Origin of the sequence: Streptomyces sp. NPDC047042 (genome assembly GCF_040644035.1) — a bacterium.
Taxonomy (GTDB): domain Bacteria; phylum Actinomycetota; class Actinomycetes; order Streptomycetales; family Streptomycetaceae; genus Streptomyces.
Map to the genome: position 1 here is coordinate 38,392 of NZ_JBEYVP010000012.1, position 15,977 is coordinate 54,368.

General features: G+C 68.5%; 17 protein-coding genes. 12 read left to right on the forward strand and 5 right to left on the reverse strand.

The window, feature by feature from the left end:
- Positions 1-155: 155 nt before the first annotated feature.
- Positions 156-611 carry a hypothetical protein gene (locus ABZ855_RS15785; protein WP_360806992.1) on the reverse strand — a complete coding sequence of 152 codons (456 nt, stop codon included), beginning with the start codon at positions 609-611 and terminating at the stop codon, positions 156-158.
- A gap of 678 nt (positions 612-1,289) precedes the next feature.
- On the opposite strand from ABZ855_RS15785, the gene ABZ855_RS15790 reads away from it, so the two are divergent.
- From ABZ855_RS15790 to ABZ855_RS15830, 9 genes are read left to right on the forward strand one after another with little or no spacing between them, the layout of a single operon-like run.
- Positions 1,290-2,174, forward strand: coding sequence for a diiron oxygenase (locus tag ABZ855_RS15790; protein ID WP_360806994.1), 885 nt, complete (start codon positions 1,290-1,292; stop codon positions 2,172-2,174).
- The gene (locus ABZ855_RS15795; RefSeq protein WP_360806996.1) at positions 2,171-3,019 is read left to right on the forward strand and encodes an aminoacyl--tRNA ligase-related protein; all 849 of its coding nucleotides are present in this window, start codon (positions 2,171-2,173) and stop codon (positions 3,017-3,019) included. The genes ABZ855_RS15790 and ABZ855_RS15795 overlap by 4 nt, the downstream gene beginning before the upstream one ends.
- The gene (locus tag ABZ855_RS15800; protein ID WP_360806998.1) at positions 3,006-4,043 is read left to right on the forward strand and encodes a nitronate monooxygenase; all 1,038 of its coding nucleotides are present in this window, start codon (positions 3,006-3,008) and stop codon (positions 4,041-4,043) included. The genes ABZ855_RS15795 and ABZ855_RS15800 overlap by 14 nt, the downstream gene beginning before the upstream one ends.
- A complete protein-coding gene (locus tag ABZ855_RS15805) occupies positions 4,033-5,088 on the forward strand; it encodes a methyltransferase (protein ID WP_360807000.1) in 1,056 nt (351 codons plus the stop codon). Before ABZ855_RS15800 ends, ABZ855_RS15805 begins: the two co-directional genes overlap by 11 nt.
- Complete coding sequence (locus tag ABZ855_RS15810; protein WP_360807002.1) at positions 5,075-5,509, forward strand: 4'-phosphopantetheinyl transferase superfamily protein; 435 nt, start codon at positions 5,075-5,077, stop codon at positions 5,507-5,509. The genes ABZ855_RS15805 and ABZ855_RS15810 overlap by 14 nt, the downstream gene beginning before the upstream one ends.
- Complete coding sequence (locus ABZ855_RS15815) at positions 5,506-5,760, forward strand: acyl carrier protein (RefSeq protein ID WP_360807004.1); 255 nt, start codon at positions 5,506-5,508, stop codon at positions 5,758-5,760. The genes ABZ855_RS15810 and ABZ855_RS15815 overlap by 4 nt, the downstream gene beginning before the upstream one ends.
- On the forward strand, positions 5,757-6,428 hold the full coding sequence (locus ABZ855_RS15820; protein WP_360807006.1) for a cysteine hydrolase: 672 nt from the start codon (positions 5,757-5,759) through the stop codon (positions 6,426-6,428). Before ABZ855_RS15815 ends, ABZ855_RS15820 begins: the two co-directional genes overlap by 4 nt.
- Positions 6,425-7,786 (forward strand): MFS transporter, encoded by a 1,362-nt coding sequence (locus ABZ855_RS15825; RefSeq protein ID WP_360807008.1) that lies wholly within the window; start codon positions 6,425-6,427, stop codon positions 7,784-7,786. The genes ABZ855_RS15820 and ABZ855_RS15825 overlap by 4 nt, the downstream gene beginning before the upstream one ends.
- Positions 7,783-9,174, forward strand: coding sequence for a condensation domain-containing protein (locus tag ABZ855_RS15830; protein ID WP_360807010.1), 1,392 nt, complete (start codon positions 7,783-7,785; stop codon positions 9,172-9,174). The genes ABZ855_RS15825 and ABZ855_RS15830 overlap by 4 nt, the downstream gene beginning before the upstream one ends.
- On the opposite strand, the gene ABZ855_RS15835 is transcribed toward ABZ855_RS15830, so the two are convergent.
- The 4 genes from ABZ855_RS15835 to ABZ855_RS15850 all read right to left on the reverse strand — a co-directional run bounded on the left by ABZ855_RS15835 (position 9,110) and on the right by ABZ855_RS15850 (position 11,415).
- Positions 9,110-9,982, reverse strand: coding sequence for an ATP-binding cassette domain-containing protein (locus tag ABZ855_RS15835; protein WP_360807012.1), 873 nt, complete (start codon positions 9,980-9,982; stop codon positions 9,110-9,112). The two genes, ABZ855_RS15830 and ABZ855_RS15835, sit on opposite strands and share 65 nt — an antisense overlap.
- Before the next feature lie 26 nt (positions 9,983-10,008).
- Positions 10,009-10,494: a hypothetical protein gene (locus tag ABZ855_RS15840; protein WP_360807014.1), complete on the reverse strand. Its 486-nt coding sequence runs from the start codon at positions 10,492-10,494 to the stop codon at positions 10,009-10,011.
- Complete coding sequence (locus ABZ855_RS15845; RefSeq protein ID WP_360807016.1) at positions 10,491-10,625, reverse strand: hypothetical protein; 135 nt, start codon at positions 10,623-10,625, stop codon at positions 10,491-10,493. Before ABZ855_RS15845 ends, ABZ855_RS15840 begins: the two co-directional genes overlap by 4 nt.
- A gap of 220 nt (positions 10,626-10,845) precedes the next feature.
- Positions 10,846-11,415 (reverse strand): TetR/AcrR family transcriptional regulator, encoded by a 570-nt coding sequence (locus ABZ855_RS15850; RefSeq protein ID WP_360807018.1) that lies wholly within the window; start codon positions 11,413-11,415, stop codon positions 10,846-10,848.
- Between the two features lie 190 nt (positions 11,416-11,605).
- Here ABZ855_RS15850 and ABZ855_RS15855 point away from each other — a divergent pair, with 190 nt between their 5' ends.
- From ABZ855_RS15855 to ABZ855_RS15865, 3 genes are all read left to right on the forward strand, one after another.
- On the forward strand, positions 11,606-12,307 hold the full coding sequence (locus ABZ855_RS15855) for an SDR family oxidoreductase (protein WP_360807020.1): 702 nt from the start codon (positions 11,606-11,608) through the stop codon (positions 12,305-12,307).
- Between the two features lie 682 nt (positions 12,308-12,989).
- The gene (locus tag ABZ855_RS15860) at positions 12,990-13,580 is read left to right on the forward strand and encodes a hypothetical protein (RefSeq protein WP_360807022.1); all 591 of its coding nucleotides are present in this window, start codon (positions 12,990-12,992) and stop codon (positions 13,578-13,580) included.
- Positions 13,577-15,961 carry a carbohydrate binding domain-containing protein gene (locus tag ABZ855_RS15865; RefSeq protein ID WP_360807024.1) on the forward strand — a complete coding sequence of 795 codons (2,385 nt, stop codon included), beginning with the start codon at positions 13,577-13,579 and terminating at the stop codon, positions 15,959-15,961. Before ABZ855_RS15860 ends, ABZ855_RS15865 begins: the two co-directional genes overlap by 4 nt.
- Positions 15,962-15,977: the final 16 nt, after the last annotated feature.

The window sequence follows — 15,977 nt, forward strand, 5'->3', positions numbered from 1 at the left end:
GGCCCAACTTTCGAATTCCGTGTTCTCAGTGATCGCCGGTCAGCGTGAAATGGTTCACTTGACAAGCACTGGAAATGCACGCATACGGCCTCGAAGCGATTACGTGAGGTCGGCGAACCTCACGTAATCGCGGTTCACGATGTAAAGGGCAAAGCTCAACTGCTCCTGTACATCCAGACCGTAAAGCTGACCTTCCTACCGCTGTGGTAGGTGGTGCTGTCCCACACCGAGATGCGAGAACTGTCCTGCATCCGCAGTTGCAGCACCTCATCGGCGTTGTTCCAGTTGTATCCGACGAACTGGAAGTTGGGCTCGGGACTGTCTCCCATTCTCCTGTTTCCCCAACTGCAGATATGCGAAGAGTCGTTCTCGCAGATGGACCAGGCCCTGGCGTACAGGTGACAGTCCTGTCCCTGCCAGACGTCGATACGCTTCAGCCTCGCGTCGGACGAGCGCCACGTGCCGTTGAAGCGGTTGGCGGAGCACAGGGCGGCTGCTTCTTTCGTCGAGGCGACGGTGAGCACCACCGAGAGGGAGAGAGTCAGGGCGGCCGTCAGGAGCAGGGCCATGATCTGGCGCAGTGGAATGCGGGCGGAAGATACCTGGGTCATCGTGAACCTCCGATAGCGGGTCGCAGCGCGGGATATCCCGTCGTCACACGACGCGTCGTCCCCCTGCTTCGGCTGAACGCCACCCATTCGGACCCGGATCGTTTATCTCTTTATCCTCTACCTATTCCAGAGCAGCACTCCGCAACCCTGATCGCAAGTCGGCACGATTTTGCATTTCGTGCACGATTCAATGATGAATGCAGCCCAAAGTGGATCGGTCAACGAGCCTCTGATCCGGGTGGGTGCGGACAGCGGTCAGGTCGCGGGCACGGCCCGGCAGCGCGGGCGTGAGCCGCCACCGTCGCGCGCCGGGACGGGCGGAACTCGCAGCGCCGGCGGTCGCCCTCGCTCTCACGGGTGACGACGACCGCACCCGTCTCGGCATCCGAGATCAACTCGATAAAGACGCCCTTCGCTGGCGCAAAACCGTCCACGGCGTGCCCACATACTGAAACAGCGCACCCCTTTCCTTCCCCGATGTACCACTTTCGCCAAGCCCGCTTTAGAAGATCTTTAAGAACGCTTTCCGCGCACTCCGCTCCCTTCAGCCAATAGTTAAGACAACCCTTGTACGAAGCAGTTAACGATCTCTACGCTTCCTCAGGCGCTCACGGCCATCAGCCATGAGAGCGCTTTCCATCCCGTTCACCCAGCCCTATAGCGCGAAGGACTTCAATCATGTCCGTAAGCACCATCTGGGACAGTGAAATGGCGGCAGCGGTGGAGCGTCTCGCCCGCGCCTCGGTCGACGACTACTACAACCCGTACCAGAAATTCGAATGGCCCGACAGCATTCCTCATGACGCCGTGTGGATGAGCCCTCACCTGCTCACCGTCCATGGCACCACCGAGGCCGATTCCCTGACGTCCGAGCAGCTCAGGGAGTTGTCACGCTGGGAGAGCATCCACTTCTACAGCCTGAACGTGCACGGCATCAGGGAACTTCTTCTCGAAGTGGTGCAACGCATCCACACACCGGGCTTCGAGGTACCGACGCCGTTCTTCCATCACTTCCTCGGTGAAGAGAACGAGCACATGTGGTTCTTCGCGGAATTCTGCCTGAGGTACGGCAAGAAGCTGTACGAAGACCGCTCGCTCCAGTTCCCCCAGGAGGACACCTCACCGCTGATCGCCAACTTCCTGGTTTTCAGCAGGATCCTCATCTTCGAGCAGATTGTTGACTACTTCAACAGCTCGATGGCCGCAGATGAGTCCCTGCCGGAAACCATCCGCGCGATCAACCGTATCCACCACCAGGACGAATCCCGTCACATCGCATTCGGTGGCCAGCTGGTGCGCACCCTGTATCAGGCCGTGCTGGAGAAGTCGACGCCCGAGGAGATCGCGTCCGCCCGGGAATACGTCAGCCGGTACATCGACGCGTCGGTGGCCCAGCTCTACAGCGTGGACGTCTACAAGGACGCGGGCCTGCCCGACCCCTACGGACTGCGCCGCCGGCTGCTCGCCGACCCGGCACGGAAGCCGGCCCACGACCGCATCACGGCACGCACGCGCAGCTTCTACCGCCGTATCGGCGTCCTGGACGCGGAGGTGGCGTCATGAGTGCGAACACCACCGCCCTGACCACCATCGATCCAGGCGCAGGTGTGGTCACGCTGGACCCGCCTCGCGCGCTCCTGCTGCACAAGCTCGACGAGAGCTTCCGACAGCTCGCGGACGAGGTCGGCGCCCAACCCCTCGTTCCTCCGGCGCTCCTGCCCGCCGAGTGGCTGGCCGACCTGGACTACTTCAAGAACTTCCCCCACCTGTGCCTCACCACGGGACGGTTCTCCGAACAGGGCGCCGAACTGCTGGCGGCGGGAACACCGGTCACCACGCTTCCCGCCGAGTCGCACGAGCCCACCGGGTACGTCCTGCCCTCGGCCACCTGCTACGGAATGCTGCTGTCGCTGCGCGGCCAGCGGCTCTCGGACGAGGTACGGCTGACAGCCATCGGCCGCTGCTTCCGGAACGAGGACTACTTCGACGGGCTGCGTCGGCTCCGGGGCTTCCACATGCGCGAGGTGATCTACCTCGGCCACCGGGACGGTGCTGAGCAACACCTCGCGCTCTCCAAGGAGTTCGTCGAGCGGCTCGCCGAGCGACTCGGCCTGGAGCTGAAGGTCGTCACGGCCAACGACCCGTTCTACGACCGTGACGGCTCCCGCGCGAAGCTCATGGCGCTGGATCCGGTCAAGCACGAGTTCGTCATTCCGGACGGTACGGCCATCGCCTCGATCAACCGCCACCGGAACTTCTTCGGCGACCGGCTCGACATCGCCTGGAACAGCACGTCGGCCTACACCAGTTGCACCGCCTTCGGGGTGGAGCGATGGATCCACGCACTGGAGCTTCAGTACGGCTCTGCGGAAAAGGCGCTGGAGAGGCTGGGCGATGACCGGCTCTGACATGGCCGACGGGCATCCGCCCGCCGGGCTGCCGGTCTCCTTCCCCCTCGTCCAGGCGGGCATGGGCGGCATCGCGACTCCGCGGCTGGCCGCCGCCGTGAGCGACGCCGGCGCCCTGGGCACCGTCGCGCTGTACAAGCTGGCGGCGGACGGCTGCCGGGCGACCGTCGAGGAGACGGCGGCTCTCACGGCACGGCCCTTCGGGGTCAACGTGATCCCGGAGGTCGCCGGCGAGACGCTGCTCCGCGCGCAGGTCACCGCGGCGGTGTCGGCGATGACCGACGACCGGCCGATGGTCCTCAACAGCTACGGACTGCCGCCGGCATGGCTTTCGTCCGAACTCGAGGGTTCCCGCTTCACCTTGATGGTGCAGGTGGGCACACCGGACGACGCGGCCAGGGCCGCCGACCTGGGCGCCCGCACCGTCGTTCTGCAAGGGACGGAGGCTGGTGGGCATCTTCTGGGGCAGCTTCCCCTCGACCGGTTGCTCACCCGCACCACAGCCCTGGACGTGCCGGTGCACCTGCTGGCGGCAGGTGGCGTCGCGGACGGACGACGCATGCGCGAGTTGCGTGAACTCGGCGCCGAGGGGTGGCTGTTGGGCACGGCCTTCGTCGCCGCCCGCGAATCCGGCGCCCACGAGCTGTACAAGAGCGCGCTGATCGATGCCCGGGGAGCGGAGGACACCGTGGTCACCGATCGCTTCGAGATCGGCTGGCCGCACCGCCCGCACCGTGTCCTGCGCAGCGCGGTGACCGACAGTGTCTCCGCCCTGCCCTCGCAGTTCATCGCCTGGACGTCGGTGTCGGGCGGCCGCTACCCGGTACCTCGCGGTTCGGCGGCGGCGCCGACGACCGAGACGACCGGCCGGATAGACGAGATGGCCAGGTACGCGGGGCACGGATGCGGCGCTGTACGGGCGGTGCTCCCAGCGGCCGACATCGTTGCCGCGCTCCGTGAAAGCCACGACCACGCCCTCGCGGCGCCCCTCCCCCCGAAGGAGTCGGTAATCCATGGCACTTGACCTGGGAATGGCCCAGATCAGTCAGATGGCGTTCGGATACTGGCAGGCTCAGGCGCTCTTCGCAGCGGTGCGCACCGGAGTGTTCGACGCGCTCGCCGGAGGTTCCCTCACCGTGGAGAAGGCCGCCGCCGCCTGCGCCCTGCCCGAGGACTCCGCGCTGCGCCTGCTCGACGCCTGCGTGGCACTGCGCCTGCTCACGCGCTCCGCCGACGGCGAGTACGCCAACACACCGCACGCGCAGCGGCTGCTCACCGAAGGGTCGGCCGAATCCGTCACGCGGTGGGTGAAGGTGATGGCCCGCTGGTACGAGCCGTGGGGCGGTGTCACGCAGGCCCTGCAGGACGGGCAGCCGGTGGAGGAACGGCGGCTGCGGCTGGGTGACGACGAAGAGTACGCCGCGGACTTCATCCTCGGCATGCACGAGTACAACTCCCGTTCCGCCACCGCGCTGGCGCAGCTGATCCCTCAGCAGGGCGCCGGCACGCTGGTCGACGTCGGCGGAGGCGCGGGGACGTACAGCATCGCCTTCTGCGGGCAGTGGCCGGGGCTCACGGGCGAGGTGATCGACCTGCCGGCCGTGCTTCCGCTGACGGAACGCACGGTCGCACGGGCCGGCCTCGCCGACCGGATCCGGGTCCGGGCGGGTGACTACTACACCGATCGCTTCGGCTCCGGCGTCGACGTCGTCCTGCTCTCGAACGTCCTGCACCAGGAGAGCCCTGAGGCGGCCCTCGACATCCTGCGCAGGGCCCGCGAGGCGCTGTCGGAGTCGGGACGGGTCCTGGTGCACGGTCACTTCCTCGACGAGACGCGCACCGCTCCCCTCTTCACCACGCTGCACAATCTCTCCGCTCTGGCCCTGTGGGACGGAGGGCGCAGCTACACGGTCGCCGAGATGGTGGAGCTGATGCGGCGGGCCGGGCTGACCGACGTCGAGGTGGTGCAGGCACCGGAGGCGTCCGCGAAGCTCCTCGTCGGCACCGTCGGCACCGTCGGCAGCGTCGGCACCCCGCCGGGCGCGGACGGGAGCCATGAGCGGGCCTAGTCCGATACGGGTCGGCGTCGACCTGGTGAGCGTCGCGCGGATCTCACAGCTGCTGGACTCCTCGTCGGGCCGAGTGCTGGCGGACCATTTCACCGACCGGGAACGGGAGGAGCTCGAGCGAGTCTCCAACGGCAGGCTGGAGACGCTGAGCGGCCGGATCGCCGCCAAGGAAGCCGTGATCAAGGTGCTCGCGCCGGAAGGCGAGATCATCCGCTGGGCGGAGGTGGAGATTCTCGGCCCGGCGGGCCGGGCTCCGCGCGCCCAGCTGTCGGGCCGGGCCGCCCGGCTCGCGTCGGAGCGTCAACTGCAGGCCATCGACATCAGCATCAGCCATGAGGGCCCCTGGGCCGTGGCCGTCGCCGCAGGCGCCATCGGCGCGCCGGGCACGGACAGAGATCGACACAACGGAGGAGAAGCATGAACGACCGGATCGTCTCGTGGATCATGGAGAAGAACCCCCATCTCACAGAGCCCCCGTCCAGGGACGACGACCTCATCGAGGGCAGGCTCATCGACTCCCTGGCCTTCCTGGAGTTCGTCTACCTCCTGGAGGAGGTCACCGAGACGAGCATCGATCTCAGCACCATCACCGCCGAGAACTTCCGCAGCCTCGCCGCCATCGAGACCCGCTTCCTGGCCCCGGCCGGTCAGAGCGCGGAGGCCGCCCGATGAGTGCGCCAGGGATCAACGACCCCCACACGGCACCGGACTTCGCGTCGTCCGCCCTCGTGACCATCGACGTCCAGAACGACTTCCTGTCCGACGCCCCCTACGGCATCCCCGGCACGACGGAGGTCCTGCCGGCGCTCAGAACCGCCGTGTCCGCGTTCCGCTCCGCCGGCCGCCCCGTGATCCACGTCGTACGGCTCTACGATGCCGCGAGCGGTGACGTGGACCTCGTCAGGCGCGGACTGATCAGCAGCGGGGTGCGCATCGCCGCACCGGGCAGTACGGGAAGCGGCCTCGCCCCGGGACTGGCCCCCGACGGCGCGCCCGACCTGGATGCCGGCCTCCTGCTCTCGGGCCGGCCGCAGCGACTCGGCCCCGACGAGTACGCGATCTTCAAGCCCCGCTGGGGAGCCTTCTACCGCACCCCGCTGCAGGAACTGCTGGACGAACTGGGCGTGAACACAGTGGTGTTCGCGGGCTGCAACCTGCCCAACTGCCCGAGGGCGAGCATTTTCGAGGCGTCGGAACGCGACTACCGGGTCGCCCTGCTCAGTGACGCGGTCTCCCGGGTGAGTGACAGCGCGCTGTCCGAGATCGGCGGCATCGGGGTCCACCTGTTGACCGTCTCCGCACTGAGCGACCGCCTGCTTTCGACGGGTGCCCATCCATGAGCATCCGTCAGGAGACGGAAACCGACGGGCGGACACCGCCGGGCGGGCAGCCGGACACGCTGCCCGCCCGGCGGGCGACCGGGCTGCTGTCCAAGGTCACACTCGATCTGACGCCGATCCGCAGCAGCCGGGACTACCGAGTGTTCTGGACAGCCCAGGTGGCCTCCCTCACCGGAAGCCAGATGACAGTGGTCGCGCTGGCCGCCCAGGCATTCCTGCTGCGGCACAACTCACTGGACGTGGGCATCGTCAGCGCGGCACAACTCGTGTCCCTCGTCTTCGGCGCGTTCGCCGGCGGTCACCTCGGCGACCGGGTCAACCGCCGCACGATGCTGGTCACGCTGCAGATCGCGCAGGGGCTGTGCATGGTCGCCCTCGCCCTCGGAGCCGGGCTGAGCGGGACGACGGGACTGGCGTTCCTGGTCGCACTCGCGACGGTCCTGGCCCTGTGTACAGCCATGGACGAGCCCGTACGCGACGCCCTGGTGCCCTCGCTGCTGCGAGACCGGGACCTGGAAGCGGGACAGGTACTCAACCAGACCCTTTTCCAGATCACTTCCCTGGCAGGCCCCCTGGTCGGCGGTGTGGTCCTTTCGCTGTGGGATGTACGCGCCGTCTACGTCGTCGACGCGCTGACCTTCGCCGTGGCCGGGGTCGGCTACTACCTGATCCGGACCGGGCGGGAGAAAAACCCCACCGGCGCGAGCACCTCGGGGCCGGCGCTGCGGGGTCTGTGGTCCGGCGTACGGTTCTTCCTGCGCCATCCGCTCATCCAGGCCGTCGCCGTCATCGACCTGTTCGCGATGGTCTTCGGGATGCCCCGGGCCCTGTTCCCGCAGCTGGTCACAGACCACGACACATGGCCGTCCGGCTCCCTGGGCCTGCTGTTCACCGCTCCGGCCCTCGGCGCCCTCCTGGCGGGAGCCACCGGCGGCTGGATCGGGCGGGTACGGCGACAAGGACTCGGGGTGATGGTCTCCGTCGGTGTATGGGGGCTGGCCATCGCCGCCACCGGGCTGGTGCTGAACAGCCTCTGGGCGGTTCTGCTGCTCCTGCTGGTCGCGGGCGCGGCCGATGCCGTGAGCGCGGTCCTGCGGGTGACGATGATGCAACGGCACACGCCCGTCCTGCTTCGCTCGCGGGTGAACGCCCTGTTCCTGCTCTTCGTGGTGGGCGGGCCACGTCTGGGCGACATCGAAGCGGGTGCCGTAGCGCACTGGGGCCTGCGGTTCTCCATCGTCAGTGGCGGCCTTCTCTGTCTCACCGGTGTCGTGATCACCGCTGTCGTCTGGCCCGGGTTCGCCCGCTACCGCCGCCGAGCACTCGCGACCGACAAGCACATCGAGGAGGAACGGTGAGCGGCACATCTCCCCGCAGCGAGCGGGAGGGCCGGCTGAATCACGCCCAGGAGGACTGGTTCGCCGGACAGCCCGACCAGCCCGACACCACCTGCGACAACAACTCGGTCGCGGCGGTGAGCGTCGACGAGGTGCCCCTCGCGGAGGTCATGGACGCGATCGGCGTGCTGCTGACCCGCCACGAGGCGCTGCGCACCCTCATCGATCCCGCCGCCGGACCCCACGGACACCAACGGGTGTGCGCCGCGCCGCGGACATCGGAGGAACTGCACACGGTCGTCCGGACGGAGGAGACCGCAGCCGCGCCCGACGCCTTCACGGAACTCCGCGGGACCTGTTTCGACCTGGCCCGCGAGTGGCCCATCGGCTTCCTCGTCGCGCACCACGGCGGCAAGGTGCGCGACATCGGTGTGGTGGCCGACCACGCGGCGCTGGACGTGGGCGGTATGAACGTCCTCCGCCAGGACCTGCACACGCTGCTGACCACCCCGAACGCCGCCCTGTCCGGTGTGCCAGAACAGCCTCTCGACGTGGTGGACTGGGAGGAACTGCCCGAAGCCGCTCGCTACCGGGAACGGGCCGAGGGCTTCTGGCGGGGACAGTCACAGCGGCTGACCGACCTGCTGGAACGGTCGGGAGCCGACACGACCGCGGCCGGCGGCCTGCACGGAGACGGCAGCACCTATCGCACCGTGTGGCTCTCCACCCCCGGCCTCCTCGACAGCGCCCAACGGGCGTCCGCGGCTCTGCGCGCCCCGCTCCCCGCGGTGCTGCTCACGGCCTTCGGGCTCGCGCTGACCCGGGCGAGCGGCTCCCCCGTCAGCAGCCCGCTGGCTCTGTCGGCCAACCGGCGGACGAAGGAGGCCCGGCTGTCGGCCGACAAGAGGTTCATGCAGGGCCCGGTGGTGGTCCACGCCGACGACGACACCGTCCTCAGCCGCCTCGTCGCGGACTGCGCGTTCCAGCTGATGTGCACGAGCACGCTGTCGCACATCAGAAAAGACAGGGCCGACGCCCTGTGGTCGGCCGCGTTGCCGCCCGGTATCGCGCCGGAACTCGCAGGGGCCTTCTTCAACTACGTGGACGAGACCGTCCTGGAGGCCGTGCCGTCGTCGGGACGGCTGCCCGGTTCGGGGCTGGTCGGCGACTGGGTCCCCCTCGACGCCTTCGCCCCGGACGCCCGGCTCAGACGCGGACCCGACCTGATGCTGCTGGCCGTGGAGGGGCGCACCCGCATGCGGCTGGGGCTGAAGTACCGGGAGGACCACCCGGCAGCCGACCTCGGCGAAGGATTCCTCCGCGGCCTGGCCGAACTCGTGCGGTTCATGGGCGGAAGCCCGGAGGGGGCGGAGGCTCGCGTCGGCGACGCGCTGGCGGCACTGCCGTAGACCGGGCGTACCAGCGGCCGTCGTGCGATTCGACGCGGATGGGGCGGCCGTAGCACGCGGTGAAGTTCTCGGAGGTGAGCACTGATTCCACGGGGCCGGAGACGAGTTCACGGCCGTCCCGCAACAGGTAGGCGTGCGAGGTGGAGGGCGGCAGTTCCTCCGGATGATGGGTGACGGTGACCGTGCACAACCCCGGCCGGTCGGTCGCGAGGCGGTGCAACGCGTCCACCAGGTCCTCCCTGGAGGGAAGGTCGAGCGCGTTGAACGGCTCGTCGAGCAGCAGCAGGGACGGGTCGGACATCAGGGCGCGGGCGATGAGAATCCTCGCGCGCTGCCCACCCGAGCAGTCACCGTAGGCACGCCGGGTGAATTCCTTGCAGTCCAGCTCGGCCAGCAACAGGTGGGCCCGCTCCCGGGCAGCGGCGTCGTACATCCTCCACAACGGCTGTACGGTGCCGGTCGCACCGGTGAGGACCACGGTATGAGCGGTGGCGTCCAGCGGCACCTTCTGCGCGGCGTTGACAAAACCGACGCGGGCGCGCAACTCCCGTACGTCGACCCGGCCGAGACGGTGCCCGAGCACATCCACGGTGCCCGTGGTCGGGTGGATCAGGGCTCCGGCAAGCCGCAGCATGGTGGTCTTGCCGGCTCCGTTCGGCCCGAGCAACGCCCAGTGCTGTCCCCCATGGACGGTCCAGTCGACCGAATCCAGGACGATCTCCTGGCCCGTCGTACGTCGGCGAATGCTCACCCCGGACAGGACGATGACGGGACGGGGCTCGCTCTCAGCTGCGAAGTGGGCCGGCATTCGGGCAGCCTACCCGCCGGCGGAAATCACGCGAGCCGCAGATGAGCGCGGGCGGCCGCGGTGACGTGCGGGCCGCCGCGCGCTTCGTCGCCCGCGCTCTGCAGGGCGCGCACCAGGGCCCGTTGGCTCTTCGCCGAGGTGAGACCGAGGCGCACACCGTCTCCGTCGCGCACCACGACCGTGTGAGAGGGGCCGTTGTAACTGAAGCTGGTGAGCAGTCGGACATCCCTGACGCGCTTGAGATCCACCGACCGCTCACCGGTCGGCGTCCTGGCGGTCACGCGGGTCATCGAACAGTGGACCAGGCCGGTTTCCCGGCACTGCTCCGACAGCAGCAGGAAACCGGTGGTTCCGCCGATCAGGGCGCAGATCATGGACGCGACGGCCGGAAGCGGACTCACCAGCGCCAACAGCCGTGCCGCGAAGGGCGAAAGGATGAGGAGGACGGCCACGGAGGCCGCGATCCGAGCGTGTGACCGGGCCCCGGCCGCGGCTGTCTCGGTGGGGTTCACGGGAACAGCGTGGAAGGGGTCAGGTCCTGGTCCGCCGTGAGCCCCCGCCCGATTCGCCCGTCGGGCATCACCCGCTGGACCGCGCCGGCGACCGACGCGTCGCCGGTCACGTCGAGGTCGTGGAACGCCACACCGCCGGGCGGGGTGACGCGCGATGTGTCACGCCCGTGCCGACCACGTCGAACCCCGCCGCGACCTGCGCGGACGCACCTCCCTGCCGATGCGGACGACGCACCCGTCACGGGCGCCACCGGTCGATCCGTCGCCATCACGCACTCCCTCAACCCGGAAGCGGACATCCGGGTCTACCGGACGACGATCCGGCGGATCGCGCGCCTGCCCGGCGTTCCGTCAGCGCACACCTCCCGCGTCGAGCAGGGCGGTCACCGTGGGCGCGATGAGCCCCGGCAGGCTGTCGGCGCCGATCCCGGCGCGGGCACTGGCACCGTCGAAGACCAGGCTGAGCTGCCGGGCCAGCAGGTCGGGGTCGCTCGCCCCGCCCCGTTCGGCCTCGGCACGGAAATAGACGGTCAGGTTCTCCTTGACCTCGAGGGCGACCCGGCTCGCGGGGTGCCCCTGATCCTTCAGCTCGATCTGCGCGGCCAGATACCGGCAGCCGCGGAACTCGGGTGCGCCCGCCTGTGCCTTCACCTGCTCGAAGACATGCAGGATGCGCTCGCGGGGCGCCCGGTCGTCGTCCGCCTGAGGCAGGAGAGCCGCGGCGAACTCGGAAGCACCTCCCTTCAGGCTTTCCGCCAGGAGCTGATCCTTGCTCTCGAAGTACTGGTACATGGAGCGCTTCGACACTCCGGCCGCTTTGCACAGCGCCTCGACGCCGACGCCGACGCCGTCTCGATAGGTGAGCGTGGCCGCTGCCTCCAGCAGCCGCTCTCTTGGGCTTGGTTTCAGTTCGGTGGTCATGTTGTGAGATTAACTCGAATCGGACGAATTGAAAACCGATCGGTTTCCGAGCCTCACCCCCCTCACCCCCCTCACCCCTCACCCCCACCCCCCCCCGCCGCCTCTCGTCGGGCTTGCATTGAGAACCCGATCGGTTTACTGTTCTGGAAACCGATCGGTTTCTCACTTCTTCTTCTCCGTGGAGGCAGTCATGACCGCACTCAAGGGCGCCAACGTGTTCGTCACCGGCGGCAGCCGGGGCATAGGCAAGGCCCTGGTGGAGGAGCTCTATGTGCGCGGCGCGGGCAAGGTCTACGCCACCGCCCGCGACCCGCGCACCGTGACGCACCCCGACGCCGTCCCGGTCGCCCTTGAGGCCACCGACCCGGCCTCCGTCGCGGCAGCGGTCGCGCAGGCACAGGACGTCACCGTACTGATCAACAACGCCGGCGGCTCGAACGGCGCCTCCTTCCTCAACTCCCCGGTCGAGGACGTGCGCCAGGAGTTCGAGACCAACTTCTACGGCCCGCTGCTGCTCACCCGCGCCTTCGTGCCGGTCATCGAGGGCAACGGCGGCGGACACATCCTCACCATGCACTCCGTGCTCTCCTGGATCGCCCTCGGCGGCGCCTACGGTGCCGCGAAGGCCGCCCTGTGGTCGCAGACCAACTCCCTGCGCCTGGAACTGCAGCCGCGCGGCATCTCCGTCACCGGACTGCACATGGGGTACGTGGACACGGACCTGACGGCCGGCGTCGACGCGCCCAAGGCCGACCCCCGCGACATCGCCGTACAGGCCCTCGACGGGGTCGAGACGGGAGCGTACGAGGTGCTCGGCGACGACCTCACACGGCAGGTCAAGGCGGGCCTCGCCGCGGACCTGGCCGCGCTTTACCCCCAGCTCGCGAAGTAGGGCGAGCGGGGCCGGGGGCTGAGCACGGCCGGGGGCTGAGCAACTCCTGGCGTCGCGGGTCACCCGGGGCGGAGCGGGCGCCGCGGCCGGCGGCCGGCTGTGAAGACCTTTGCGTCCATGTACCTCGAAGAAGACCTCTGCGCCTATGCACCTCGAATCCGAATAGTCACCTGGGCACTCGCCCGGCGTTCAGCGGCCTCGGCCTGATCTTGTGGTCCTCCCAAGGACCATCCGATCAGGCCGAGGCCGCTGTCGTGTGTGCGCCCCTCCCCCGGCCGGTCTCGCCCCGGTCCGGCGGTGCGGGCCGAGAATGGCGGGTTCTGGCCTCTTGACACGTCCTCGTAACGCAACTTAACGTTCGCGAAAGTTTCAGTCAACCGGTTTCCTCAGACGGAAATAACCCACCAAGTCCGAGCAGAGCCCTCGAAGCCGGTCATATCAATATCGCTGGATGTCGGCCACAGTTGACGCGAAGTCAACCGGGCCGAGGAGCCGATCCCGGCTCGCCGCCGACGCGACCACAGTCGCACCCGCGGTCCAGTCACATCGGTGCGCGCACTCGTCCACGCAGACGTCTCCGGGCCCCGCACCTCTCCGTGCCCTCCATCGGCGGGCACGCCCGACCGCACGACCGCGAACCGGTGTCCTGGGGCACCGTCGTACTCACTCCTGGGAAGAACCGATGACAGCCGTTGCCCGCCCCCTGTTCCGCGACCCCGTTCGCCGAAGCGCGGCCGTGAAGGTCCGTCGTGCGGGGATGATCCCCGTCGTCGCCGCCGCACTCCTGCTCGTCGGCGCGTGCCGGGCCGAGGTGCCGGCGGGCAGCGGTGTGACCCTGCTCGACGGGGACCGGATCTCGGTCTCCGGCCCGACCATCGTCTCGGCCCTGCCCATCGACGACCAGGGCGACGTCGACGCGGCGACGGCCCGGAGCCAGATCCCGTCGCTCAAGAGCATGGCGCTCCAGTACCCCGACGTCCGGGTCCTCGTCACCGACTCGGACGGGCACACGACCGAATCCGCACTCCAGAACTTCGCGGCGAACTGGGCCCTCCCGCCCGAACTCGTGGTCGCCGCGGACTCCGCATCCGTGGGTGGGCAACCGCCCACGGACGGACAGCTCCACACCCTGCTGATCGGAGCCGACGGACACGTCGCCGCCGAATGGTCGAACCAGGCCGCTCCGACGCAGGCCCTCGTCGCCGCACTCCGCAAGGCGACGGCGAGTCACTCCACCCCTTCCGACAATGTCGTACGGAAAGAAGCACCATGAGACAAGTCGCAGAAATCAGACGACTGTTTGTAGGCGCGGTCGTCACCATGCTGCTCGCCTGCGCCGCGGTGGCCCTGACACCGGCCGCACCGGCCCACGCGGCGGGCTCGGCGTATTACGTGGACTGCTCGGCGGCGTCCAACGGGACCGGAACCTCCTCCGCGCCGTGGAACTCGCTGGCGGGCCCGAACGCGACGACGTTCGCCCCCGGCGACCAGTTGCTGTTCAAGCGGGGAACGACCTGCACCGGGCTGCTGCACCCGCTGGGCTCGGGCAGCGCGGCCGGTGGATCGATCACCATGAGCGCCTACGGCACCGGCGCCCTGCCGGTCATCGCCGGTGGCGGCGGCACGGACGCGATCTACCTCTACAACCAGGAGTACTGGGAGATCTCCGATCTGGAGGTGACCAACACCGGTGCCGTGAAGGGCGCGAACGCGCGGCGCGGCGTCTACGTGGTCCTCGAGAACTTCGGGACCGGAGACCACTACAAGGTCAGCAACCTCAACATCCACGACGTCAACGGAAACCAGTCGAAGGAGGTCGACGGCAGCGCCGGAATCCTCTTCTCCGTCATCGGGACCACCACCCCCAGCGCCTTCAACGACGTCGACATCGACGGCAACACCGTGGCCAACATCGCCCGCAGCGGTATCAACATGTCCAGCACCTGGCTCTGCCGGCCGTCCATAGGCTGCAACAACCCGGCCTGGACCCCCTGGAGCGGCGTCGTCGTCCACAACAACACCGTCCATGACACGGACGGTGACGGCATCGTCGTCCAGATGTCGCAGAACGCCCTCATCGAGCACAACGTCGTCTACAACGCGGCGAAGGCCCCCAACGCGGCGAACGCCGGCATCTGGGCCTGGGACTCCGACGGCACCGTGATCCAGTACAACGAGGCATACGGGACCCAGAAGAACACCGGGAACACCGACGGCCAGGGCTTCGACGTCGACTACGGACAGGACGGCACCGTCGTCCAGTACAACTACAGCCACGACAACGCGGGAGGGTTCATCCTCTTCTGCGGCTGCGGTGGCGGATCGCACCTCGCGAGCAACGCGGTGGTCCGCTACAACGTCAGCGAGGACGACCGTCTTCGCGCCATCACCATGGACGGCTCGCAGGACTCGGCGTTCTACAACAACACCATCTACATCCCGTCGGGTTCCACCGCCAACGTCCTCGAGGTCACCGGCGCCTGGAACGACCTGACGCTCGCCAACAACATCATCTACAACCTGGGCAGCGGCGGCTACGTCTACACATCCGGCCAGCCGGCCTCGAACTTCGCCTGGCGCAACAACCTCTTCTACGGCAACCACCCGGCCAGCGAGCCCTCCGATCCGGGGAAGATCACGGCGGATCCGCTGCTCTCCTCGCCCGGCAGCGGCGGTACGGGCATCGGCAGCGTCGCGGGCTACCAGCTCACCGCGTCGTCGCCGGCCATCGGCGCGGGAGTCGTCGTCCCGAACAACGGCGGCAAGGACTACTGGGGCTCGACCGTTCCCGCGACCTGCGCTCCCGACATCGGCGCCGACCAGTTCAGCACGCCCTCCGACGCGACCTGCCTCGCCAACCAGAACCTCGGCTTCGAGAAGGGCACGACCTCGGGCTGGAGCGCGTGGAACTCCGCCTCGGTGGTGAACACGGGCGCCCGCTCCGGGACCTACGCGGCGCGTGTCGGACCGTCGCCCGCCTCGCTCGAGCAGTACGTCCCCGTTGCGCCCCGGACGACGTACCGTGTCTCGGGCTGGGTGAAGTCGGCGGTCGCCGGCGAGGTCATGAACGTCGGTGTCAAGAACACCGGTGGGCTGGAAACGGTGGCGAGCTCCAGCGGCACCGCGTGGACGTTCGTCTCCGCCGACTTCACCACCGGGGCGACGAACAACACCGTACGGCTGTACTGCTACAAGAGTTCGGGCACGGGTAACGGCTACTGCGACGACCTGGCCGTCACCCCCGTCAAGAACTACGCGATCAACGGCAACTTCGAGTCCGGTCACACCGTGCCCTGGCGCAACGGCGACTTCTCGCTCACGGGCACGGCGGCCAACGGCAACGCGGCCGGGCTGACCAACGCGTCCCTGACCTCGGCCTCCCTGTTCCAGATCATCACCGGCCTCACGCCGAACACCACCTACCGGCTGACCGGCTCCATCGCCAGCCAGACCGCCGGTACGACGACAGCACTGGAGGCCAAGCTGTACAACGGCAGCGCCGTCACGAGTGCGTCGACCACGTCGAGCACCTACTCGAAGCAGTCGACGACCTTCACCACGGCCGCGGGCGTGACCTCCGCCCGTATCTACTGCCACCTCGTCTCCGGAAGCGGAGACGGCTACTGCGACGAGGTGACCCTGACCCAGCAGTGACCGACGGCGTGACCGA

What these genes read in the sequence shown, in the direction of transcription:
- ABZ855_RS15785 (WP_360806992.1), bottom strand. Translation starts at nt 611, where the DNA reads ATGACCCAGGTATCTTCCGCCCGCATTCCACTGCGCCAGATCATGGCC.
- ABZ855_RS15790 (WP_360806994.1), top strand. Translation starts at nt 1,290, where the DNA reads ATGTCCGTAAGCACCATCTGGGACAGTGAAATGGCGGCAGCGGTGGAG.
- ABZ855_RS15795 (WP_360806996.1), top strand. Translation starts at nt 2,171, where the DNA reads ATGAGTGCGAACACCACCGCCCTGACCACCATCGATCCAGGCGCAGGT.
- ABZ855_RS15800 (WP_360806998.1), top strand. Translation starts at nt 3,006, where the DNA reads ATGACCGGCTCTGACATGGCCGACGGGCATCCGCCCGCCGGGCTGCCG.
- ABZ855_RS15805 (WP_360807000.1), top strand. Translation starts at nt 4,033, where the DNA reads ATGGCACTTGACCTGGGAATGGCCCAGATCAGTCAGATGGCGTTCGGA.
- ABZ855_RS15810 (WP_360807002.1), top strand. Translation starts at nt 5,075, where the DNA reads ATGAGCGGGCCTAGTCCGATACGGGTCGGCGTCGACCTGGTGAGCGTC.
- ABZ855_RS15815 (WP_360807004.1), top strand. Translation starts at nt 5,506, where the DNA reads ATGAACGACCGGATCGTCTCGTGGATCATGGAGAAGAACCCCCATCTC.
- ABZ855_RS15820 (WP_360807006.1), top strand. Translation starts at nt 5,757, where the DNA reads ATGAGTGCGCCAGGGATCAACGACCCCCACACGGCACCGGACTTCGCG.
- ABZ855_RS15825 (WP_360807008.1), top strand. Translation starts at nt 6,425, where the DNA reads ATGAGCATCCGTCAGGAGACGGAAACCGACGGGCGGACACCGCCGGGC.
- ABZ855_RS15835 (WP_360807012.1), bottom strand. Translation starts at nt 9,982, where the DNA reads ATGCCGGCCCACTTCGCAGCTGAGAGCGAGCCCCGTCCCGTCATCGTC.
- ABZ855_RS15850 (WP_360807018.1), bottom strand. Translation starts at nt 11,415, where the DNA reads ATGACCACCGAACTGAAACCAAGCCCAAGAGAGCGGCTGCTGGAGGCA.
- ABZ855_RS15855 (WP_360807020.1), top strand. Translation starts at nt 11,606, where the DNA reads ATGACCGCACTCAAGGGCGCCAACGTGTTCGTCACCGGCGGCAGCCGG.
- ABZ855_RS15860 (WP_360807022.1), top strand. Translation starts at nt 12,990, where the DNA reads ATGACAGCCGTTGCCCGCCCCCTGTTCCGCGACCCCGTTCGCCGAAGC.
- ABZ855_RS15865 (WP_360807024.1), top strand. Translation starts at nt 13,577, where the DNA reads ATGAGACAAGTCGCAGAAATCAGACGACTGTTTGTAGGCGCGGTCGTC.